This is a genomic window from Faecalicatena contorta (genome assembly GCF_003149105.1).
Taxonomy (GTDB): domain Bacteria; phylum Bacillota; class Clostridia; order Lachnospirales; family Lachnospiraceae; genus Muricomes; species Muricomes contortus_C.
In genome coordinates this window covers 13,179-37,061 of sequence record NZ_QGDS01000004.1, presented here as the reverse complement: position 1 = coordinate 37,061, position 23,883 = coordinate 13,179, and the positions used below count along the sequence as shown (strand labels likewise).

At 43.9% G+C, this 23,883-nt stretch carries 20 protein-coding genes; 19 read left to right on the top strand and 1 reads right to left on the bottom strand.

Going from position 1 to position 23,883, the window contains the following annotated elements:
- The first annotated feature begins 2 nt into the window (after positions 1 to 2).
- From A8805_RS08125 to A8805_RS08070, 12 genes are all read left to right on the top strand, one after another.
- Positions 3 to 1,562, top strand: coding sequence for a DUF3794 and LysM peptidoglycan-binding domain-containing protein (locus tag A8805_RS08125; RefSeq protein ID WP_109709882.1), 1,560 nt, complete (start codon positions 3 to 5; stop codon positions 1,560 to 1,562).
- A 48-nt stretch (positions 1,563 to 1,610) separates the two neighbouring features.
- Positions 1,611 to 2,498, top strand: coding sequence for a 4-(cytidine 5'-diphospho)-2-C-methyl-D-erythritol kinase (ispE, locus tag A8805_RS08120; RefSeq protein WP_109709880.1), 888 nt, complete (start codon positions 1,611 to 1,613; stop codon positions 2,496 to 2,498).
- Entirely contained in the window at positions 2,488 to 3,165 is a 678-nt protein-coding gene (locus tag A8805_RS08115) for a GntR family transcriptional regulator (RefSeq protein ID WP_109709877.1), read from the top strand. Before ispE ends, A8805_RS08115 begins: the two co-directional genes overlap by 11 nt.
- A gap of 137 nt (positions 3,166 to 3,302) precedes the next feature.
- The gene (gene spoIIR / locus A8805_RS08110; RefSeq protein WP_109709874.1) at positions 3,303 to 3,971 is read left to right on the top strand and encodes a stage II sporulation protein R; all 669 of its coding nucleotides are present in this window, start codon (positions 3,303 to 3,305) and stop codon (positions 3,969 to 3,971) included.
- Between the two features lie 29 nt (positions 3,972 to 4,000).
- Positions 4,001 to 5,185 carry a cation diffusion facilitator family transporter gene (locus A8805_RS08105; RefSeq protein ID WP_109709872.1) on the top strand — a complete coding sequence of 395 codons (1,185 nt, stop codon included), beginning with the start codon at positions 4,001 to 4,003 and terminating at the stop codon, positions 5,183 to 5,185.
- Positions 5,186 to 5,320: 135 nt separating this feature from the next.
- Positions 5,321 to 6,022, top strand: coding sequence for an acyl-[acyl-carrier-protein] thioesterase (locus A8805_RS08100; protein ID WP_109709869.1), 702 nt, complete (start codon positions 5,321 to 5,323; stop codon positions 6,020 to 6,022).
- Positions 6,023 to 6,035: 13 nt separating this feature from the next.
- Positions 6,036 to 6,863: a S1 RNA-binding domain-containing protein gene (locus A8805_RS08095; RefSeq protein ID WP_109709867.1), complete on the top strand. Its 828-nt coding sequence runs from the start codon at positions 6,036 to 6,038 to the stop codon at positions 6,861 to 6,863.
- 365 nt (positions 6,864 to 7,228) lie between these two features.
- Positions 7,229 to 7,468: a polya polymerase gene (locus tag A8805_RS08090; protein WP_109709865.1), complete on the top strand. Its 240-nt coding sequence runs from the start codon at positions 7,229 to 7,231 to the stop codon at positions 7,466 to 7,468.
- A 112-nt stretch (positions 7,469 to 7,580) separates the two neighbouring features.
- The gene (locus A8805_RS08085; RefSeq protein ID WP_109709863.1) at positions 7,581 to 11,054 is read left to right on the top strand and encodes a DNA polymerase III subunit alpha; all 3,474 of its coding nucleotides are present in this window, start codon (positions 7,581 to 7,583) and stop codon (positions 11,052 to 11,054) included.
- A gap of 121 nt (positions 11,055 to 11,175) precedes the next feature.
- Positions 11,176 to 12,189 carry a 6-phosphofructokinase gene (gene pfkA / locus A8805_RS08080; protein ID WP_109709861.1) on the top strand — a complete coding sequence of 338 codons (1,014 nt, stop codon included), beginning with the start codon at positions 11,176 to 11,178 and terminating at the stop codon, positions 12,187 to 12,189.
- Positions 12,190 to 12,201: 12 nt separating this feature from the next.
- Complete coding sequence (gene murI / locus A8805_RS08075) at positions 12,202 to 13,029, top strand: glutamate racemase (RefSeq protein ID WP_109709859.1); 828 nt, start codon at positions 12,202 to 12,204, stop codon at positions 13,027 to 13,029.
- Positions 13,030 to 13,038: 9 nt separating this feature from the next.
- Positions 13,039 to 13,506: a DUF1934 domain-containing protein gene (locus A8805_RS08070; RefSeq protein ID WP_109710513.1), complete on the top strand. Its 468-nt coding sequence runs from the start codon at positions 13,039 to 13,041 to the stop codon at positions 13,504 to 13,506.
- Between the two features lie 54 nt (positions 13,507 to 13,560).
- On the opposite strand, the gene A8805_RS08065 is transcribed toward A8805_RS08070, so the two are convergent.
- On the bottom strand, positions 13,561 to 13,986 hold the full coding sequence (locus tag A8805_RS08065) for a hypothetical protein (RefSeq protein WP_420319469.1): 426 nt from the start codon (positions 13,984 to 13,986) through the stop codon (positions 13,561 to 13,563).
- A gap of 218 nt (positions 13,987 to 14,204) precedes the next feature.
- Between A8805_RS08065 and cls the strand changes: the two genes are divergently transcribed.
- From cls to A8805_RS08030, 7 genes are all read left to right on the top strand, one after another.
- The gene (cls, locus tag A8805_RS08060) at positions 14,205 to 15,680 is read left to right on the top strand and encodes a cardiolipin synthase (RefSeq protein ID WP_109709854.1); all 1,476 of its coding nucleotides are present in this window, start codon (positions 14,205 to 14,207) and stop codon (positions 15,678 to 15,680) included.
- Between the two features lie 130 nt (positions 15,681 to 15,810).
- Positions 15,811 to 16,905, top strand: a complete 1,095-nt coding sequence (gene tig, locus A8805_RS08055) for a trigger factor (RefSeq protein ID WP_109709852.1) — start codon at positions 15,811 to 15,813, stop codon at positions 16,903 to 16,905.
- A 257-nt stretch (positions 16,906 to 17,162) separates the two neighbouring features.
- A complete protein-coding gene (locus A8805_RS08050) occupies positions 17,163 to 18,437 on the top strand; it encodes a serine dehydratase subunit alpha family protein (protein WP_109709850.1) in 1,275 nt (424 codons plus the stop codon).
- A gap of 110 nt (positions 18,438 to 18,547) precedes the next feature.
- Positions 18,548 to 19,408, top strand: a complete 861-nt coding sequence (locus A8805_RS08045) for an SAM hydrolase/SAM-dependent halogenase family protein (protein WP_109709848.1) — start codon at positions 18,548 to 18,550, stop codon at positions 19,406 to 19,408.
- A 334-nt stretch (positions 19,409 to 19,742) separates the two neighbouring features.
- A complete protein-coding gene (locus A8805_RS08040; RefSeq protein WP_109709846.1) occupies positions 19,743 to 21,320 on the top strand; it encodes a GNAT family N-acetyltransferase in 1,578 nt (525 codons plus the stop codon).
- A 15-nt stretch (positions 21,321 to 21,335) separates the two neighbouring features.
- Positions 21,336 to 23,054, top strand: a complete 1,719-nt coding sequence (locus A8805_RS08035; RefSeq protein WP_109709844.1) for an ABC transporter ATP-binding protein — start codon at positions 21,336 to 21,338, stop codon at positions 23,052 to 23,054.
- On the top strand, positions 23,051 to 23,881 hold the full coding sequence (locus A8805_RS08030) for an energy-coupling factor transporter transmembrane component T family protein (RefSeq protein ID WP_109709842.1): 831 nt from the start codon (positions 23,051 to 23,053) through the stop codon (positions 23,879 to 23,881). Before A8805_RS08035 ends, A8805_RS08030 begins: the two co-directional genes overlap by 4 nt.
- Positions 23,882 to 23,883 lie beyond the last annotated feature (2 nt).

Here is a 23,883-nt window from a genome sequence, read left to right as displayed (position 1 = left end):
ATATGGAATTAATCAAGAAGCCGATTCATTACACACAGGAGGGGAAACGGACCTTTGACCAGTTTTACCTGGATGAGGATTACAACGTTCCAGACGCAAAGGATGATGTACAGCAGATTATCAGAGGGACCGGAACGATAAAAATTGAAGATATCAAATTAGTTGAGAATTACATACGCATTTCCGGGAAATTATATTTTCAGATTCTTTATTTGACAGCAACAGGTGATCCACAGCCTGCAGTTCTGGAAGGAAAAATTCCTTTTGAAGAGATGGTGTATACGGACGGCGGGGAAATGGAAAACTATTTCATACAGAACATTCGTATAGAATTTGCCGCAACGTTGGTTCATTCCAGAAAGTTAAGTATCCGGGCTATGATAGAGATGGAAATCGGAAGGGAAAAGCTGGAAGATGAGGAGACCACCGTAGATGTGGACTGTTCAGTCCCGATTCACAAGAAAATGAAAAATGTAAATCTTCTGGAACTGCACACAACGAAGAAAGATACATACCGGATTAAAGAAGAGGTTACCCTCCCTGGCACAAAGGAGAGTATCGGACAGCTTCTTTTGACGGATGTGGGCAGCAGAAAATTAGAAATCAGGCTGGGGCAGGATGAAATGCAGATAAAGGGTGAACTGCTTATATTCTGCATGTATAAGTCAGAGGACGGAAAGACGGACTGGCTGGAACAAAGCGTTCCCTATGAAGGCAGGATTGAGTGCGCCGGTGCGGAGGAAGGAATGTATTATTATGTCCACAACAACCTGGAAGACACACTTGTGGATGTCCGCATGGATGAAGACGGGGAAATGCGTGTTCTGGGGATAGAGGGAACACTAAGCCTGCGCATGAATATTTATCAGGAAGAAGAAGTTGAGCTGCTGGAAGACATGTATTCTTTGGAGCAGAACTGTAATTTTGATACAAGAGATGCAGTCTACGAAGAACTGCTTGTTCAAAATTATTCAAAATGCAAAGTGTCAGAACGCTTGTCTCTTCCGGAGTTAAAGGATGATGTACTGCAAATCTGCCACAGCGACGGCAGTGTGCAGATAGAGCATATGGAGCTGACCGATGACGGAATTCAAATAGAAGGAATTTTGCATATTTCTTTCTTATATCTGAAAGCGGATGACGCTGCGCCATTCGGAAGCTGGCAGGGAATTATGCCGTTTTCTTACTTGCTGGAGTGCCCGGGGATGACCGCTGACGCACGCTACAATATTTCTTATCACGTAGAACAATTATCTGTAAACCTTGCTGGCAGTGAGGCGGTAGAAGTGAAAGCTGTCCTGGCATTTGACACATTTATGAGGAAACCGGTCCATATGCAGGTGATTACCGATGTGGAACTCACTCCTATATCTATGGAAGAAATGGAAAAACGTCCGGGAATTGTGGGATATATTGTAAAAGAGGGAGATGAGCTTTGGAATCTCGCGAAAGATTACATGACTACAATAGAGGGAATAAAGGAAATAAACGGACTGGAATCAGATTGTATAAAGCCTGGTGATAAGCTGTTGATTTTTAAAGAAAACATGAGTATAATATAGGTATAATGTATACAAGATACAGCGTATATATCTTTTGGAGGACACAGGATGAAACAGATAGAGTTAAAGGCACTTGCCAAAATTAATCTGGGGCTGGATGTACTGGGGGGAAGAGAGAACGGATACCATGATGTACGGATGGTAATGCAGTCTATTTATTTATACGATGATGTGAAAATTGAGCGGATGAAACGACCGGGAATTGAAATAAGGACGAATTTGTATTTCCTTCCCCTGGATGAAAACAACATCGCATACAAAGCGGCTGCTATGCTGAGAGAAGAATTTCAGATAAAAGAAGGCGTCATTATTACCTTAAATAAGCACATTCCGGTGGCAGCAGGTATGGCGGGCGGCAGTTCCAATGCCGCTGCTGTCCTGTTTGGAATGAACCGTATGTTCGGGCTTGGGCTGTCGCAGCAGGAATTGATGGACAAGGGGGTAAAGCTGGGGGCAGATGTGCCCTACTGCATTATGCGGGGGACGGTGCTGGCGGAGGGGATCGGCGAAAAATTAACGGAACTGCCGGCCATGCCCAAATGCATTGTCCTGGTAGCAAAGCCTCCCATCAGCGTATCTACAAAAACCATATATAGTGCTTTGGATTCCCAGGAGATTACAAAGCACCCGGACATTGACGGCCTGATAGCAGGTTTGAAAAAAGGGAGCCTTCCTGAGATTGCCGCGGCGATGGGAAACGTTTTGGAGGATGTGACCATACCTATGCATCCTGTTATACAGGATATCAAGAATGAGATGAAGGCTGCGGGGGCTTTGAATGCAATGATGAGCGGAAGCGGCCCTACGGTTTTCGGTCTATTTAACAGCAAGGCACAGGCAAGGAAGGCACAGGATAAAATTAGAGAAAAGGCACTGGCAAAGCAGGTGTATGTGACGAACATACACAGTGCGGGGAGGACAGAATATGGAACCTAAATTTGAAGTAACAATGAATGAGTATCTGCCCCTACGGGATGTAGTATTCAATACATTAAGACAAGCTATTTTGCGGGGGGAGCTGAAACCGGGAGAAAGACTGATGGAAATTCAGCTTGCCAACAAGTTGGGGGTGAGCCGCACACCCATCCGTGAAGCAATCCGAAAGCTGGAGCTGGAGGGCCTCGTACTGATGATTCCGAGAAGAGGCGCTGAGGTTGCAGAAATTACAGAGAAAAACCTGCGGGATGTGCTGGAGGTCAGGGCAGCCCTGGAGGAACTTGCAGTACAGCTCGCCTGCACCAGGATAAGCTATGAAGGAATAGAAAGCCTGAAAAAGGCAGCAAAAGACTTTGAGGCCACGTTAAGCAGTGAGGACATTACAAAAATCGCCGAGGCAGATGTGGCATTTCATGATATCATATATCTTGCCACAGAAAACCGGAGGCTGATACAGCTACTGAATAACCTGAGAGAGCAGATGTACCGGTACCGGGTAGAGCATCTGAAACAAAAAGAATGCCATCCCCAGCTTCTGGAAGAGCATCAAGAGATCATCCATGCCATAGAAAAACGGGAAAAAGATATTGCGGCAAAATTAACGAACCAGCATATCAATAACCAGGTAACAGCAGTCACCGGTAAACTGCGCAGCAGAGAAGAGTAAGAATATTCTGACAATGAAAAGCAAAGGGGACAGTCCCTTTTGAAAAGGGACTGTCCCCTTTACTCACTATTGTTGTATAATTCTGATAATTGTGTCAATACTCCCTATATCATTAAGAAAGATAGAGGGAGTTACATATGAATGGAACATATATTATAAACAAATTTGAAAATAGGATTATTTTAATTCTTGCGATGATTATTGCAGTTTTAATTACTGGGATGATTGGCTGGCGCGTGAATCTGACAGCTCAGGCGAAGCTGCAGGAGCATTTGGCTGACGAGGTGCTGCGGTTCCATATCCTGGCAAACAGTGACAGTGATGAGGATCAGGAGCTGAAGATGGACGTGAAGGCGCAGGTGCTGGCATTTTTAAAAGACTCCGTGCCGGAGGGACTGAGTGTAGAGGAAACTGAAGAATGGATGCGCAGAAATACGGACAAGCTGGAAGAAGTAAGCCGGGATACGGTTCTTTCAGAGGGAAAAGATTATCCGGTGAGTGCAGCAGTAACAACCTGTTATTTTCCGGAGAAGACGTATGGTGATGTGACATTCCCGGCAGGAAATTATAAGGCATTGAGAATTGAAATTGGCGCTGCAAAGGGACATAACTGGTGGTGCGTTCTGTATCCTAATTTATGTTTTACAGATGCAACAAATGCAGTGGTGCCGGAGGAAGGAAAAGAGGAGTTGAAAAATGTGCTGACAGAGGAAGAATATTCTCAGGTGACGGCACAGTCGGACTTTAAGATAAAGTGGTATTTCCTGGAGCAGTTTAAAGAGAAAGATTCAAAAGAAGTTCAGTAAATGAATCTGGGAATCCGAACGGAGGAAGAATGACGGAATTTTTGGTAAAACATTTCGTGAAAGATTATGAGCAGGTGGAAAAGGTGTCCGTGCGTACAGCTTATGGTGTATTAGCCAGTATCGTGGGCATCTTTTGTAATGTGCTTTTATTTATTGTAAAAATCATTGTGGGCCTGAGCCTGCGAAGCGTATCTGTAACGGCGGATGCGTTTAATAACCTGTCCGATGCAGGTTCTTCCATTATTAGTTTCATTGGGGTGAAAATGGCAGGTAAACCCGCAGACGCGGACCATCCCTTTGGTCATGGAAGAATGGAATACATAGCGGCCCTGATTGTATCTTTTTTGGTGCTGGAGGTGGGATTTACTTTTTTGAAAGACTCTCTGGCCAAAATAAGGACACCCCAGGAATTGCATTTTCATCTGATATCAGTTGTTATCCTGCTGCTGTCTATTGGAGTAAAGCTATGGCTGGGTATCTTTAACCGGAAGCTGGGGCGGAAGATTGATTCTAAAGTTATGATGGCAGTATTCACAGACTCTATGGGAGATGTGATTACCACAGGCGCTACGGTTCTTTCTTTGATCTTCTTTGCGGTGACCGGAATAAACATCGACGGATTTGTGGGAGTTGGTGTAGCTCTTGTTGTAATGTGGGCTGGTGTGGAGATTGCAAAAGATACTCTGGAACCTTTGATAGGGGAAGGAGTAGACCCGGAATTGTATGTTGAAATAAAAGATTTCGTAGAAAAATATGACGGCATTGAGGGTACCCATGATTTAATTGTCCATAATTACGGACCAAACAGAAGCATGGCGTCTATCCATGCGGAAGTTCCCAATAATGTAGATATAGAAGTATCTCACGAAGTAATTGATAAAATTGAGCGGGATGCACTGGAACAGTTAGGCATATTTCTTGTGGTACATATGGACCCCATTGAAACGAAGGACGAAGAGGTTCTGAAAATCCGCGGTCATGTTACAAAGATACTTTCGGATTTGGATGAAAACTGCAGTATTCATGATTTTCGGGTGGTAGAAGGAGAGAAACGGATTAATCTGATATTTGACGTAGTTGTCCCAATCCTATATGATGAGAAAAAGAGAATAGAGCTGCAGGAGGAATTGGAAACAAGAATCTGCAGGAATGATACCCGTTACCAGTGTGTCATCACTGTAGAACACAGCTTTATGTCCAGTAAAGGTGAGTAAGAGCAGCATAAAGAAATGAAAGATACCTTATTGAACGTTAGTAGTTCAATAAGCATACCTTCTTGAACATTAGTAGTTCAAGAAGTATAAGTTTTTCACTGTACTAAAAGACGAAAGGGAGAAAGAAGGTAAGATATGTATTCATTTGGCAGCAGAGTAAGATATAGTGAAATTGGACATCATGGAACTATGACACTGCCTGGCCTGATAAATTATTTTCAGGACTGCAGTACCTTTCAGTCCGAGGATATCGGACTGGGTGTGAAGGAATTGAAAAAGCGGAAAAAGGCATGGATTTTATCCTATTGGCAGGTTATAATTGAAAGGTTTCCCAAGATGGGAGAGCAAGTAACAGTAGGGACATTTGCAACCGGATTTAAAGGGCTGTATGGAGACCGGAACTTTTTCATGAATGATGAACAGGGAAACCGGATCGCTTGTGCCAATTCTATATGGGTCTTTATGGATATGGAAAAAGGGAGGCCGGCAAAACCGGGGGATGAGGATATCCTGCCTTACGGTATGGAGCCGCCTTTGGAGATGGTATATGAGGGCAGGAAAATAAGACTTCCCGAGTCCAGCGAAGACTTCCCTTCTTTTCCGGTACAGAAATACCATATAGACACAAATGAGCATGTAAATAACTGCCAGTATGTTCAAATGGCACTGGAAGTATTGCCGGATGAAATAAATGTCCGCCAGCTTCGTGTGGAATATAAAAAGTCTGCCGTGTACGGAGATATCATCTGCCCTAAGGTGGCTTTTGAAACGGAGAGGACAGTAGTGGAGCTGTGTGACAAGAATGGGAACCTATATGCAGTGATAGAATTCAAATAGAGGAGATGTGGCAATGAAATTAGGAGAAAAACAGGTTTTAACCGTTGTAAAGAAAGTAGATTTTGGAGTATACCTGGGCAGTGAGGAAGAGCGTGTACTGCTCCCCAAGAAACAGATACCCGGAGAGATTGAATTAGGTGACCCGGTGGAGGTTTTCCTATATAAAGACTCTGACGACAGGCTGATTGCGACTACAAATGAGCCAAAGATTACATTAGGAAAATTAGAGGTGCTGGAGGTCGCAGATGTGGGCCGTTTGGGCGCATTTCTTGACTGGGGATTAGAAAAAGACTTATTCCTGCCCTTTAAAGAACAGACAGAAAAGGTGCAGAAAGGGGACAAGTGCCTGGTCTCCCTTTACATTGATAAGAGCAGCCGTCTGTGCGCTACAATGAAAGTTTATCATTTACTGCAGACAGATTCCCCTTATAAAAAGGATGACAAAGTGAGTGGGATTATTTATGATACCAGTCCGGAATTCGGGGTGTTCGTGGCGGTGGACAACCAGTACTCAGCGCTGATTCCTCAAAAGGAGGCCTTCGGGAACCTTAAAGTCGGGAATATTGTAGAAGCCAGGGTTACCGCTGTGAAAGAAGACGGCAAGCTGGATTTAAGTGTGAGGGACAAGATTCCGGAGCAGATGGATAAGGATGCACAATATATCATGAAGGTGATTGAAAGCCATAATGGGATACTTCCCTTTACCGATAAAGCGGACCCTGAAACAATTAAGCAGGAGTTTGGCATGAGCAAGGCAGCTTTTAAAAGAGGCGTGGGACGTCTGTTAAAGGGCGGTAAGATTGAAATTACAGGAAAAGATATTAGAAGCACTGGCCGGTAAGGCTTTTATCGCATAAAGAAGGGGCTGTTATGAGGATCGGCATATGTGACGATGAAAAATTTCAGAGAGAGTACCTTAGTAAACTGTGTATGGAATGTGCGGACAAGTTGGGGATAAACTTTTGAGGTGAAAAAGGTTTAGTCCTGGCATTCGTGTGTTATCTTCAAATTGAATTAAGTAAACATAAGCTGTTTCTTATTCGATTTTAAGATATATAAAAGGATATGGTAAAATTCTTGTAAAAAATGTTGCAATCCCCATTAAATCGGGTATAATGGAAGAGTAGATAAAATCATTACAGTTCAGTTATAATTATATGACTGAGCTTCAACACAAACTTATAGAAAGAAAGGAGATAGTAAGATATGAAGGTACAAAATATTACAGACATAGAAGCATTTTTTAAAGTAGTAGATGCATGTAAAGGAAAAGTAGAATTAGTGACAGGTGAAGGTGACAGACTGAACCTGAAGTCCAAGTTGTCTCAGTACGTATCAATGGCTAACATCTTCTCTAACGGTGAGATTCCAGAACTGGAAATCATTGCATATGAAAAGGAAGATACAGACAAATTGATCAATTTTATGATTAATGGCGGACAATAATCAGCATTGATAATAAGAAATGAGTGTATGAGGGCAATTCTCTTAGGGGGAATGCCCTCTTTCATGTATAGTATGGCACTGCATTCCTACTATACAAATTAAGAGGTGAAGGATGGATTTTGCACATTTACATGTCCATACAGAATATAGTCTTCTGGATGGTTCAAATAAGATAAAAGAATATGTGGCCAGAGTAAAGGAATTAGGCATGAACAGCGCTGCCATTACGGACCATGGTGTGATGTATGGTGTCATAGACTTTTACCGGGAGGCCAAGAAACAGGGAATCAAGCCCATCCTTGGATGTGAAGTGTATGTAGCGCCCAACTCCCGGTTTGACAGAGAAATAAATGGCGGAGATGACAGATATTATCATTTAGTGCTGCTGGCTGAAAATAATACTGGATATGCAAACCTGATGAAAATTGTATCCAAAGGTTTCGTGGAAGGGTATTATTATAAGCCCCGTGTGGACAAGGCACTGCTTCGGGATTACCATGAAGGAATTATTGCGCTGAGTGCTTGTCTTGCTGGGGAGGTACAGCGGTATCTGACGAAAGGACTGTATGAGGAGGCAAAAAAGTCCGCCCTTGAATATCAGGATATTTTCGGGGAAGAAAATTACTTCCTGGAATTACAGGATCATGGGATACCGGAGCAGGCCCTTGTAAACCAGCGTATGCTGAAGCTGTCCGAAGAGACGGGGATTGAACTGGTTGCTACCAATGATGTGCACTACACTTATGCTGAGGATGAGAAAGCTCATGATATCCTGCTTTGTATTCAGACTGCAAAGAAATTGCAGGATGAAAACAGGATGCGCTATGAAGGGGGGCAGTACTATGTGAAGTCCCCGGAGGAGATGGCACGTTTATTTCCATATGCGCTGCAGGCATTAGATAATACACAGCGGATTGCCGACAGATGTGACGTGGAAATTGAGTTCGGCGTGACAAAGCTGCCAAAATATGATGTGCCTGGAGGTCTCACTTCCTGGGAGTATTTGAATAAACTGTGTTTTGAGGGTTTGGATAAGCATTATGGGAATCCTGGCAGGGAATTGAAGGAACGTTTGGAATATGAGCTGAATGTCATAAAGAACATGGGATATGTGGATTACTTTCTGATTGTATGGGACTTCATTAAATATGCGAAGGACCACGGTATCGCTGTAGGGCCGGGAAGAGGTTCTGCGGCAGGAAGTATTGTTTCCTATTGCCTGGAGATTACGAATATAGATCCTATACATCATCAGCTTCTGTTTGAGCGTTTCCTGAATCCAGACCGTATATCCATGCCTGATATTGACATAGACTTCTGTTATGAAAGAAGGCAGGAGGTCATCGATTATGTGGTGCGCAAATATGGCAAAGACCGGGTGGTGCAGATTGTAACATTTGGTACCCTGGCTGCCAGGGGAGTTATCCGGGATGTGGGGCGTGTCATGGATTTGCCCTATGCCTTTGTGGATACTATTGCCAAGATGATTCCTACTGAATTAAATATGACCATTGACCGGGCTTTGCAGGTGAACTCGGAACTGCGCAAAACCTATGAGACTGACGAGCAGGTAAAGTATCTGATTGATATGGCAAAACGTTTGGAAGGCCTGCCGCGCCATAGTTCGATGCACGCTGCCGGTGTTGTAATCAGCCAGTTGTCAGTGGACGAATATGTGCCTCTGTCAAAAGCTCAGGATGGGTCTATCACGACTCAGTTTACAATGAATACCCTGGAAGAGCTGGGCCTTCTGAAGATGGACTTCCTGGGCCTTCGGACATTGACGGTAATACAAAATGCCGTAATACTGGCGAAAAACAAGAATCCGGAACTGGATATGGACACCATTGGGTATAATGACCAGAAGGTGCTGGATTATATAGGAACCGGAAAGACAGACGGTATTTTCCAGTTGGAAAGTGCGGGGATGAAGAGTTTTATGAAGGAACTGAAGCCCCACAGCCTTGAGGATATCATCGCCGGAATCTCTTTGTACCGTCCGGGGCCAATGGATTTTATTCCCCAGTATATCCGCGGGAAAAATAAAGCAGGAGCCATTACTTATGACTGCCCTCAATTAGAGCCGATTCTTTCGCCTACCTACGGCTGTATCGTATATCAGGAACAGGTTATGCAGATTGTACGGGACTTGGCAGGATATACCCTGGGACGAAGCGATTTGCTGCGCCGTGCCATGTCCAAGAAAAAGGGCGATGTCATGCAGAAAGAGCGGCAGGTATTTGTTTACGGAGATAAAGAGACAAATGTTCCTGGCTGCATTGCCAACGGCATTGATGAAAAGATTGCCAATAAAATTTACGATGAAATGATTGATTTTGCCAAGTATGCGTTTAATAAGTCCCATGCGGCGGCCTATGCGGTGGTTTCCTATCAGACAGCATATCTGAAATACTATTATCCGGTGGAATTTATGGCGGCCCTGATGACATCTGTGATTGAAAATCCATCCAAGGTGGCAGAATATATTTATAGCTGCCGTCAGATGAATATTCAGATTCTATCCCCGGATATTAATGCGGGAATCGCAAATTTCTCTGTAGACGATGGGAAAATCAGATATGGACTGGCAGCAATTAAGGGTGTGGGGAAGCCGGTCATAGAAGAAATCGTAGCGGACCGGGAAGAATTTGGACCATTCAAAAATCTGGAAGACTTTATCAGCAGATTATCTGTGAAAGATGTATTGAATAAACGTGTGATAGAAAATTTCATCAAAGCAGGCGCTCTGGATGGTCTGGGTGGCACGAGAAAGCAGTTTATGAGTATTTATATACAGATTGTAGACCACGTAAATCAGGAAAAGAAATATGCCATGACAGGGCAGATGACTCTGTTTGACCTGGTGGATGAGGAGCAGAAAAGTGAATTTGAAATCAAGCTCCCGCCTGTGGGAGAGTATTCCAAGGAAAATCTGCTTGCCTTTGAAAAAGAAGTTCTGGGTGTGTATATCAGCGGTCATCCATTGGAAGAATACGAAGAGAAGTGGCGCAGGTCCATCTCGGTTACAACCGCAGATTTTCAGCCGGATGAGGAAACCGGGCAGACAAAGGTTCATGACGGTGCAATCGAAATTATAGGAGGCATGATTGTTGATAAAACGGTGAAAAATACCAGAAACAATCAGATGATGGCCTTCCTGACATTGGAAGACCTTCTGGGGACTGTGGAAGTTGTGGTATTCCCCAGAGATTATGAAAAAAACCGTCTTCTTCTCGAGGTGGACAATAAAATATTTATCCGCGGAAGAGTTTCCGAGGAAGACGAAAAAGCAAGTAAACTCATATGTGAGCGTATCATTCCCTTTGAGCAGACAAAGAAAGAGCTTTGGCTTCAGTTTCCGGACAAAGAGGCGTTTTTGGAAAAGGAACAGATTGTATATGGGTATCTGGCAGATTCCGAGGGAGAGGATGAAGTCGTAATTTATTGTGAGAGGGAGAGGGCTGTAAAGCGTCTTCCAAGAAACCGTAATATTAATATAAGTTCCCAGGTATTGAGCAAATTGATGAACCATTTTGGCGAGAAACGGGTAAAAGTGGTGGAAAAACCTATTGAAAACCATTTATAAATAGGTTAAAATAGTACCCAAAGTGTTAAAAATTAGGCAGTCCCTATTGTACTGTTTGCTGTATACGGCTTGAAAAGGTGTATAGTGAAATACAGGCATTATTAGAAAGGTGGATAAAAACATGGCAGAAACAAAGGCAGTTAAAAAAAATCTGGAGGAAATCGAAGATAGAATCCGCACAATTGGCGTTCTTACAAGCGGCGGTGACGCCCCTGGTATGAATGCGGCAATCCGTGCCGTAGTCAGAACAGCTCTTTCCAAGGGCATAAAGGTCCGAGGAATCAGAAGAGGATACCACGGGCTTTTAAAAGAGGAAATCATAGATTTATCCGCAAGAGACGTATCTGATACAATCCAGCGCGGAGGTACGATTCTTCAGACTGCACGCTGCCAGTCCATGCGTACAGAAGAGGGACAGCAGAAAGCAGCAGCTATATGCAAGAAATATGGAATTGACGGCCTTGTGGTCATCGGAGGAGACGGTTCTTTCGCCGGTGCACAGAAACTGGCAAACCTCGGCGTGAACACAATAGGGCTGCCGGGAACCATTGACCTGGACATTGCCTGTACAGAATATACCATCGGATTTGATACTGCTGTGAATACAGCAATGGAAGCCATTGATAAGGTACGTGATACATCAACATCTCATGAAAGATGCAGTATTATCGAAGTAATGGGACGTGATGCCGGATATATGGCATTGTGGTGCGGTATTGCCAACGGTGCAGAAAGAATTCTGCTGCCGGAGGAAAAAGACTACGATGAAGAAGCGCTGATTCAGGATATTCTGGAGAATAAAAAGCGTGGTAAGAAAAACTACATTATCATCAATGCAGAGGGTGTGGGTGATTCCATCAATATGGCAAAGAAAATTGAGGAAGCTACCGGAATTGAGACAAGAGCAACAATTCTTGGACATATGCAGCGCGGCGGAAGCCCTACATGCAAGGATAGAGTGTATGCATCTACTATGGGAGCCATTGCAGTGGAACTTCTCTGTTCAGGAAAGTCAAACAGGGTAGTAGGCTATAAGCACGGAAGCTTTGTTGATTATGATATAGAGGAAGCATTGGCTATGAAGAAAGAGATTCCTGCCCACCAGTATGAAATCTCAAAAATATTAGCAATCTAGGAGACGGTGACATTGAGTGTGGAATGTAAAAGGACGGCACCTATTGGTGTGTTTGATTCAGGTGTCGGTGGTCTGACGGTCGTGCGGGAGATGATAAGACAGCTTCCCGACGAAAATATCGTGTATTTTGGGGATACTGCCCGTGTTCCTTATGGGAGTAAATCCCAGAATACAATTATCCGGTTTTCCGAGCAGATTATCCGGTTCCTGAAAAAGAAGCAGGTAAAAGCAATTGTAATTGCGTGCAATACTGCCAGTGCCCTTGCACTGGATGCCGTCCGGGATGAGTTTGACGTCCCTATTCTCGGGGTTGTAACCCCTGGGGCAAGAGCTGCCGTAGAAGCTACGAGGAACAGAAAAGTAGGTGTGGTAGGTACGGACGCAACGGTCCAGAGCGGCGTGTACACTAAAATAATTCACGGGATGAACCCGGAGATTACTGTTATAGAAAAAGCCTGCCCTTTGTTTGTACCATTGGTGGAGGAAGGTTTTAAAGAGCATAAGGTAACACAGGAAATCATAGATTACTATCTGGATTCCATAAAAAAAACAGATATCGATGCTATGATACTTGGCTGTACCCACTATCCCCTTCTGCGTTCCAAAATACGCGCATATATGGGAGAAAAGATACAGATAGTCAATCCTGCATATGAGACTGCAATGGATTTAAAGAAACTATTGGAGGAGCGGGATATGGTTAATGATGGGATAAAAGAACCGCATAGCCGCTACGAATTCTTTGTCAGCGATGCCGCGGAAAAGTTCCGTCATTTTGCAAACACTGTGATGCCATTTGACATCTCAACAACCAATGTGGTGAATATAGAAGAATATTAGGTGAAGAATATGACAAAGGATGTACTGGTCAGTATATCAGGACTGCATATGGACACTCTTTCAGGCATGCTGAACGGAGATGAGGAGGCCATAGAAGTCCTAACCCCTGGAAACTACTACTGTAAGAATGGAAAACATTACGTTATTTACGATGAAGTAATGGAAGGAATGCACGGGACAATAAAAAACAGGATAAAGATTACCGGTACAGACAGTGTTGAAATTATGAAGACCGGCCTGTCAAACACCCATATGGTTTTTGAAAAGAATAAAAAGAATATTACTTATTATCAGACTCCTTTTGGGCAGATGTTGATTGGTGTCAAAACCAGGAACATGGAAATTAATGTCACAGAGGAAAATATTGATGTCAGTGTGGATTATGAGCTGGATATCAACTATGAACCTTTGGCAGATTGCAAGATAAAGATGGAGATTTATGCAAAGGGGTCTGACCCTTTTGCGTCGAACTGTTAAAGGAGTAACAAAAAACCGCAGCTTCTGAGGATATTCAGATTGCTGCGGTTGTTTTTACTTTTTGTCTTTTTTGAATCTGTCCAGGAATCCCTGCTTTTTGGGGGGAGCTTCCAAAGGACCGCGGACACCTCTTACACTTGTTATGTAAATACCGCTGACTGTTGCCTTAACTTCCTTCTTAATAGGAATTAATGGGAACACTTTCGCGTCACACATCAGTGTCATGACTCTTGGTCCGACTTTCGCTTTTACTACCGGTACTTTGCTGCGCCTTAAATACTTGGGTGTATTCTCGATTACAATGGCAGGAAAACCGGCGTCTTTTAGTTTCATCTTGCCTTTATCAATGATCAGCATGGTTACATTCTGTGCTGCCGCATCCAGTTGTTCTTTCTGTGCCGCCTGCTTTTTCTCAGCTCTCTTGCCGAAGAGATAGAGGACAACCAGCAAAACGATTAAAACAGCTAATACGATGAGCATGATCCATAATCCTAAATTCACGACGAACCCTCCTAAAATACTCTTTTCCACGATTATGTAAAAGAAAGCCTGTCCGGCAGACTTCACCTTACGCAAGAAGTATTGTATCATCCTTTTTGGCGAAGTGCAAGTAATTTGATATTTTAGGGTTACTTTTCCTGTGAGAAAATAGTATAATCAAATAGGTTACATACAGATGAAAAAGGAGTCTTTATTTTATGGCAGAAACAATATGGAATGGATTGACGGCAGCTTATAATTTTGTGATGGATAATCTGGTTATTATTAATGTCCTTCTTTCCCTGGTTATAATCTTCTTCCAGCGCAGATCTCCCCAGACGGTCTGGACCTGGCTGCTTTTGCTTTACTTTATTCCAATTCTCGGATTTTTCCTTTATTTGGTTATCGGGCAGGATTTTCATAAAAACAGAATGTTTAAGGCGAAAGAGATTGAAGGTGAGCTGAAATATGCAGTGCGCAGGCAGGAAGAAACAATATACAGAAAACAGCTTCGCCTTGCAAACCCTGAGATGGCCCGTTTCAAGGACCTGATCCTTTACAACCTGGAGGCCGGTGAGGCGGTGCTGACAGATAATAATGATGTCCGCATTTATACGGACGGAAAAGAAAAGTTCCGGGCGCTTATTGAAGAAATGAAAAAGGCAAAGCGTTATATTCACATGCAGTATTATATTATACGCAACGATGAACTCTGGCAGGAGATTGAACCAGTGCTCATAAGCAAGGCAAAAGAGGGCATTGAGGTAAGGGTACTGTTTGACAGTATGGGATGCCGCACCATGCATAACAAAGACTGGGAGAAGCTGGAGAAAGCCGGTGTGCTTGTAGCCGAGTTCTTCCCGGCACTTTTGGGGCAGCTGCAGCTTCGTGTCAACTACCGGAACCACAGGAAGATTGTGGTGATTGACGGCCGCATTGGTTTTGTGGGCGGATTCAATGTGGGCAGAGAATACCTGGGACTGGACCGCAAATTTGGATATTGGCGGGATACCCATCTTTGTATAGAAGGAGCAGCAGTAACTTCCCTGGCGGTCCGCTTTGTTTTAGACTGGAATTATGCGGCAAAGGAGAATCTGTTTGTAGAGGACCATTTGTTTGAAATTCCTGACTATGTAAGAAACGGGCGTGATCCGGTGCAGATTATTTCCAGCGGTCCGGACTCTCAGATAAAAACCATTCATGACAATTATCTAAGGCTGATACATAGTGCAAAGGATCATGTATATTTGCAGACTCCGTATTTTATTCCTGACGATTCTATCCTGGATGCATTGAAAATTGCCAGCCGCTCCGGGATTGATGTGCGGATTATGGTTCCCTGCAAGCCCGACCATCCCTTTGTCTATTGGGCAACCTATTCTTATTTGGGAGACATGGTGGAAGCGGGAGCTAAATGTTATGTGTATAATAATGGATTCCTGCACGCCAAGGCATTGAGCGTGGACGGTATGGTAGCCTGTGTAGGGACGGCTAATATGGATATGCGCAGTTTTGGACTGAATTTTGAAGTAAATGCAGTTGTTTACAGTGAGCGTACGGTTCAGCGCCTGGAGCGGGCCTTTGAAAATGATATGACAAAATGTACTCACGTGACCCGGAAGGTTTATGATAAGAGAGGTTTGGTTGTTCGTGCCAAGGAACAATTTTCAAGGCTGCTTTCACCTCTTTTATAGAAAATAGATTTTGCAGAGGCAAAAGTGAAATAAGTATGAAAAACCTTTTCAATAGGAAGGAAATATGATATAACATAAAAGTGCGCGGATTTTGTTCTGCAGTGAAGATGAAAAAATACGAGGTGAAAGAATGAAAAAGAAAACTTTAGCAGTGACATTGAGTGTTCTTATGGTGACTCTCCTGGCGGGATGCAGCAAGGAACTCTCCAATGAGTATGTTACAATAAAGCAGTATGAAGGATTGGAAGTTGCACAGGTTGAGACACCCAAAGTGAGCGACGAGCAGGTTGAGAACACTGTAAACGGCAATCTTTCTGCGGCAGCCACTTCAGAAGAGATTACTGACAGAGCGGCCCAGGAGGGAGATATTGTAAATATTGATTATAAAGGTACCGTAGACGGAGTGGAATTTGAAGGCGGTTCAGCAACAGGTGCAAGCCTGCAATTGGGTTCGCAATCATATATTGGTGCCAACGGGGAACACAAAGGGTTTGAAGAACAGGTTGCAGGACATAATATTGGAGAAAACTTTGACATAACGGTACAGTTTCCTGCTGACTATCAAAATGCTGATATGGCCGATAAAGTAGCTGTATTTAATATTACATTGAATGGAATTACAGTATCAAAAGTTCCTGAGCTTACAGATGAGTGGGTGAAAGCGAACAGCGAGAAATCAAAGACAATAGAAGAATACAAAGCAGAAATCAAAAAGCAATTGGAAGAGAGCAGTAAGGAAAGTGCGGATGCTACACTTCAGACCGGAGTGATGGATGCACTTCTTGCACAGACAGAAGTGAAGAAGTATCCGGATGGAGAAGTGGATAAACAGCTTCAGACGATTAAAGAGTATTATGAGGGAATGGCACAGGCCTATGGTATGGAGTTTGCAGATTTTGCAGAGCAGTACATGGGACTGTCGGCAGATGACTTTAACACTCAGGCAAAGGAGGCCGCAGAGCAGTCAGTAGCAAGAAAACTTGCATGTGAGCTGATTGCAAAGAAGAAAAAGCTGGAGCCTTCGGATAAAGAATATGAAAAACAGATCAAGGAATATGCAGAAGACTCAGGATACGATGACGTGGATGCTTTCAAGGAGCAGGCTGGAGAAGATGTGCTGAAAACAACAATTCTTCAGCAGAAAGTGGCTGAGTATCTTGTAGACAAATGTGTACAGGTTGAGCAGACTGGGGAGAATACCACAGACAGCAGTGCTAAAGAATAGAATATTTTATACTTCTTGAACGGCTAATGTTCAAGAAGGTATACTTATTGAACTACTAATGTTCAATATGGTATATGTATAAGAAGGGCCGGTACCAGACAGATGGGATACCGGCCCTTTGTCTGCTTAGCCAGGAAAAATATTTATCATATTCTTTCCGTATTTTTTCCGGTCCCAAGAGCTGTTAATGAGAAACAAGTTGTGATAGAATAAGAGCTGAAATGCTAGTACGGATAATGTCATGAGAGGAGATTCCAATGAAAAAAACAGATGAAAAATACCAGGCATATGTTCAGATTTTGAAAGAAGAACTGATTCCTGCAATGGGATGTACGGAACCTATTGCTTTAGCCTATGCTGCTGCACAGGCAAGGGATGTGCTGGGGTGCCTTCCAGAGCGTGTACATATTGGGGCAAGCGGAAGTATTATCAAGAATGCAAAGAGTGTATTTGTACCAAATACAGGAAATTTAAAGGGAATTGAGGCTGCAGCGGCTGCAGGAATTATTGCAGGAAGGGCTGAGAAGGAGCTGGAGGTTATTTCCCAGGTGCATCCTGAAGAGATTGAAGAAATCCAGGCGTTTTTAGAAGAAAAGGAAATTAAGGTGGAACACATTGACAATGGAATTACATTTGATATTATAGTAACAGTTTCTGCCGGAGAATCCTATGCCCAGGTAAGGATAGCGGAGTACCACACGAATATTGTACATATAGATAAAGACGGTGAAGTGCTGCTGCATATTCCGGTGCGGGGAGAGACAAAAGCGGGAATCGCAGACCGCAGTATGCTGAATGTGGAAGATATATGGGATTTTGTGCAGTCAGTAGATGTGGAGGATGTCCGGGATATACTGCAAAGGCAGATAGATTATAACATGGCTATTGCCGAAGAGGGGCTTCAGGGGAATTATGGTGCGAATATAGGAAGGGTTCTTTTGGATGCATATGGAAATGATGTGAGGAACCGGGCGAAAGCCATGGCAGCGGCAGGATCAGATGCGAGAATGAATGGCTGCGAACTGCCGGTTATTATCAACTCAGGAAGCGGAAACCAGGGGCTCACATGCTCCGTTCCTGTTTTGGAATATGCCAGGGAGCTTGAGGCGGATGAGGAAAAAGTATGCCGTGCGCTTATACTGTCAAACATGGTGACAATTCATCAGAAAACAGGAATCGGACGTTTGTCTGCATACTGCGGGGCAGTCAGTGCGGGAGCAGCGGCAGGAGCAGGGATTGCCTATCTGAACGGGGGCGGCTATAACGAAATTGCCCACACAGTTGTAAATGCCCTGGCAATTGTGTCAGGCATGGTATGTGATGGAGCAAAGGCCTCCTGTGCGGCAAAAATAGCGTCTGCTGTGGATGCAGGAATTCTGGGATATGATATGTATGTTCGCGGTCAGCAGTTTTACGGCGGAGACGGGATTGTTATAAAGGATGTGGAAAAGACTATCCAAAATGTCTGTCGTCTGGGCAGAGATGGTATGCGCGGGACGAATGAAGAGATTATAAAAATTATGGTAGAATAGCCGGGGAATAAATATAGTTTTGTGTTAGCTTGACAGAAAAATAAAAAGATTTTATACTGACTTTGCAAGGGCATCCTCGAAAACCCTTAGCCGAGAAGGAAAGATGAATTATGAAGAAACCACTTATTTTACAGTCGGATTTTGGAACAGCGGACGGTGCAGTCAGCGCCATGTACGGAGTAGCTTATGGGGTGTCGGAAGCGTTGAATATTTCAGATCTGACCCATGAGATTCCCCAGTATGATATATGGGAAGCTTCCTATCGTTTAATTCAGACTGTCAGCTACTGGCCGGAAGGTTCTGTTTTTGTCAGCGTGGTTGACCCGGGAGTAGGTTCCACAAGACGAAGCATTGTTGTGCAGACAAAGAACGGACAGTACATTGTCACGCCGGATAATGGGACACTGACTCATGTAAAGAGGATTGTCGGCCTGGAAAAAGCAAGGGTTATCGATGAAAGTGTGAACCGCTTGCCGAATTCAGGGGAGAGCTATACCTTCCACGGGCGGGATATTTATGCTTATACAGGGGCGAGGCTGGCAGCAGGTATTATTACTTTCGAGGAAGTAGGACCGGAGGTGCCTGCTGAGAGTGTAATTGAACTGCCTGTTGTAGAGGCTACTTATGACGGTGAAAAGGCCAGTGGTACGATAGACGTGCTGGATGTGAGGTTTGGAAGCTTGTGGACAAACATTCCGCGGGAACTGTTTAAGAACCTTGGAGTTAGCCACGGCGGAAGAGTGGAAATCAGTATCGAGAACGAGACTCGTACACTGTACAAAAATATTTTGGTTTATGCGAAGAGTTTTGCAGATGTATATGTAGGGGAACCGCTGGTATATGTCAATAGTCTGGACTGCATGGCTGTGGCAATTAACCAGGGAAATTTCTCAAGGGCATACAATGTAGGAACGGGAACAAACTGGAGAATTACAATACGGAAAGCCCCAAGAATTATTTACGATGATTAAGCAATGTGCCGGCTGTGAAGCCGGGGTGTAAATTTGCCGGAAAAGGAGGCTGAATTTCCATCTTGACAACTGAAAATGTATAGATTATACTCAAATTAGCTTGTTGAACAAGCTAATTTTGGACAAGGAAAGGCAGAACAAATCTTCACAATATAGTGGGAATTTGCTCTGCGTTTTTTGTATAACAGGAAATTCTTGCGAATTTCCTGTTATACAAAACCCGATCGGGGATGCGCACTACGCGCATAATGAAAATGGCCGCTAAAGCGACCGCGCTTCGGCGCGAGAGTCTGGTTTCCCAGACTCCTTATTATAGCATCAGATTGGAGGATTTATGGTTAAAGAATGTACAGAACAGGACCGCCCTGCCCTGCTTGCTTACCTGAAGCAGGAACCGGTTTATAATACGTTTATGCTGGCAGATATTGAGGACTTTGGGTTTGACGAAACGTTTCAGACGGTATATATGGACATAGAAGAGGGAGAGTGCCGGGGTGTTTACCTTTGTTTTTATAACAACTTAATCCTTTACAGCAAAGATGGAAATATAAACATTTCATTTTTAGAGCAGTTATTTTCCTTGTACATACCCGATGTTGTTATGGGAAAGATAGAGGATGTAAGAATTGCACAGCGGATTTTGTTTGATTACCGGCTGGAAGCAAGAGGGATGTACTTATTCCATGATGCAGACTGCCTGACAGAGGAAAATGCCGAAATCCAGGAGGCATCTGAGAAGGATGTGGATGATATTTTTGCCTTTCTGCAGAGTATCCCTGAACTGAAGAATCTCTACAAATCAAAGCAAATGATTGCAGACCGGATTTACAAAAACTGCGGTATTCATTACTTGATTCGGGAAAACGGCAGGATTATTGCCCATGCAAACAGTACGGCTGAATGCGAGGACACTGTTATGATTGGTGGAGTCGCTGTGGAGCCGGGACACCGGGGCAGAAAGCTGGCAAGCCAGATAGTGAGTACACTGTGCCGGAAAATACTTGAAAAGGGGAAGCTCCCCTGTCTCTTTTGCAGCAGGAAAGAGGAACATAACCTATATTACCGAATTGGATTCAGATATATAGGAGAGTGGGCCACACTGGCCCAAATGTCCAACAAGTCCCAGGAACAGGACGAAGTTGGAGAGGAAAGTGGGAAAGGACAAGAGGAAACCGGGGAGGTGAGGATGAGGAGAGAAAACCCCGGTGCAAAGGGCAGGCTTCCCTCCTATATTCCTGTGTATAATCAGTTATACAGCGATATTGTGTCGGGAATTTATGAAAAGGGAAGCCTCCTTCCCTCGGAGACAGTGCTTTCAGAAAGGTACCATGTCAGCCGCAACACACTGAGGCAGGCACTGACGATTCTGACCCAGGATGGTTATATTTATAAGCATCAGGGAAAGGGGACCTATGTTTCCTATGATAAGGACAAAAAGTGCAAAGAGAAGATATATAATTTCCTTTTAGAGGACGCACTGGAGGATATTGTTCATATTAGTATGGACTATAATTTCGGGCTTCCTACCCAGATTGCCCGGGAAAAACTGGGGCTTGCAGGAGAGGAAGAGGTATTGGCAAGTAATAACGTATACGAAAGCGAAAATGGCCCTATAGGACAGAGTTTTCTGCAAATACCAGTAGCAATATTGAATGAATGCCAGGTAGACCTTAATTCTGAAGAAGCATTGCTTGAATTCATGGACTGGAATATTTACAGGAAAGCAGTAGAAGCTGAGGTGAGCATTCAGCTTATGGAAGCAGACGAACAGGTAACTCCTTATCTGGGAGTAGAACCTGGGACCCCTGTTCTTCACATTGAGCAGTTGCTGTATGACCGGGAAAACCGGGCCATCGGCAGAATTAAATATTATTTCCGTTCAGGGAAATATCAGATACAGTACAGACTATAAAGGAGGGGGGAACCTATGAGCCAGACAGCGAAAAAGCCAGTTATAGAATTTGAAAATTTTCAGTTTCAATATTTCAGCCAGGCGGATCCGACACTTCACGACATCAACCTAAAAATATATGAGGGGGAAAAAGTTCTGATAGTCGGTCCCAGCGGCAGCGGGAAAAGTACCATTGGGAACTGCCTGAACGGGTTGATTCCATTTTCTTATAAGGGGGAGATACAGGGAAGTCTGAAAATCAGCGGAAGAGAAACAAGGGAAATGAATATTTTTGAGCTGTCCAAGAAAGTTGGGACAGTACTGCAGGATGCAGACGGGCAGTTTATCGGTCTGACGGTAGGGGAGGACATTGCATTTGCCTTAGAAAATGACTGTGTGCCTATTTCAGAAATGAAGGAAACGGTCCAGAAAGTATCGGATATTGTAGATATGGGGGAACTGCTGAAATCTTCTCCTTTTGAATTATCAGGAGGCCAGAAACAGCGTGTATCATTTGCAGGGGTCATGGTGGATGATGTGGAGCTTCTGCTGTTTGATGAACCCCTTGCCAATCTGGACCCTGCCACAGGGAAGACTGCAATTGATCTGATTGACCGGGTATGGAAAGAATCGAAGAAAACAGTAGTCATCATAGAGCACCGTCTGGAAGATGTGCTATACAGGGAAGTGGACCGTATTATTGTGGTCAGTGAGGGCCGGATTGTGGCCGATATGACGCCGGATGAACTGATGGCAGCCGACATTCTTCCCAAGCTTGGAATCCGGGAGCCGCTGTATGTCACCGCAATGAAATATGCGGATATTCAGTTAACGCCCCAGATGTGTGCCGGACGTATAGATACCCTGGATATTGCCCAGGTCAAGGACGCCCTCCAGAAGTGGAACCGGGAGCAGGGGGAAATGCCTGGTGAGGAAGCACGCCGGATCATACTGGAGGCTGAACATTTAAGCTTCCAATATACGAAGAAACGGAAAATCCTGCAGGATATTAACTTCAAAATCCAGGAGGGTGAGATGGTCAGCATTGTAGGAACCAATGGTGCCGGAAAAAGTACCCTTGCAAAGGTTATCTGCGGATTTGTTACAGAGGATGAAGGAAAACTTCTGTATTATGGTGAGGATTTGAAAGGACAGACGATTAAGGAGCGTTCCCAGAAAATAGGGTTTGTAATGCAGAACCCGAATCAGATGATCTGCAAGCCTATGATTTATGATGAGGTTGCCCTGGGGCTGCGTATCCGTCGGATTCCGGAGGAAGAGATTGAGTCCAGGGTAGATAAAGCACTAAAAATCTGCGGCCTTGCTCCGTTTAAAAAATGGCCGGTATCTGCTCTGAGCTTTGGTCAGAAAAAACGTGTGACGATTGCCTCTATGCTGGTGATGGACCCCCAGATATTGATTTTGGACGAGCCTACAGCAGGGCAGGATTACCATCACTATACAGAAATTATGGAGTTTCTCAAGAGCCTGAATGACCAGGGTGTGACAATTATATTGATTACTCATGATATGCACTTGATGCTGGAGTATACGCCCCATGCAATTGTAATTTCAGAGGGAAAGAAAATCGGAGATGCCAGTGCGGTTGAAATCCTTACCAATGAAGACATTGCGAAACGGGCAAACCTAAAGATAACATCCTTATATGAGCTGGCGATGAAGACGGAAATACCGGACCCGACTGCATTTGTGCAGAATTTCATCAATTATGAAAGGAGGACGCACCGTTCATGAAAGCAAAACTATTTGACTATATTGACAGGGACAATTTCATTTATAACCTGTCAGGCCTGACGAAATTGGTCTGCTTTATCTGTATGACGTTCTCCGTTATGTTTTCTTATGACATCCGGTATATCCTGCTTGTTATGGCGCTGTCAGTTGTATTTTTCCGGATGTCTGAAATAAAATTTAAGCAGATTAAGCTGATGACAATTTATGTGGCTATCTTCCTGCTGATGAATTTTATTCTGACCTATATATTCAGTCCCCAATATGGGATTGAGATTTACGGAACGAATCATGAACTGTTCCGGCTCAACGCACGCTATACGGTGACACTGGAACAACTGCTCTATCAGGTGACAAAGATTACGAAATACGCATCGGTGGTACCTATGGGAATGATTTTTCTCCTGACGACAAACCCCAGTGAATTTGCGGCTTCCCTGAACCGGGTAGGCTGCAACTACAAGGGAGCGTATGCACTTTCTCTTACACTCCGGTATTTTCCGGATATGATCCGGGATTATCAGGACATTGCTCTGGCACAGCAGAGCAGGGGACTGGATATGTCCAGGAAAGAAAAGCTGGGTACCCGTGTAAAAAATGTAATGAACATTTGTGTTCCGCTGATATTTTCTACATTGGACAAGATAGAGTTAATTAGTAATGCAATGGATCTGCGGGGATTTGGAAAACATAAGAAGAGGACCTGGTATGCGGCAAAGCCGCTCAAAAAGGGAGACTGGGGCGCTATGGTGTTTGGCGCGCTGATACTTGCAGGATCATTGTTTGTAACGTTCTTTGTAAATGGCTCTAGGTTTTACAATCCATTTTAACA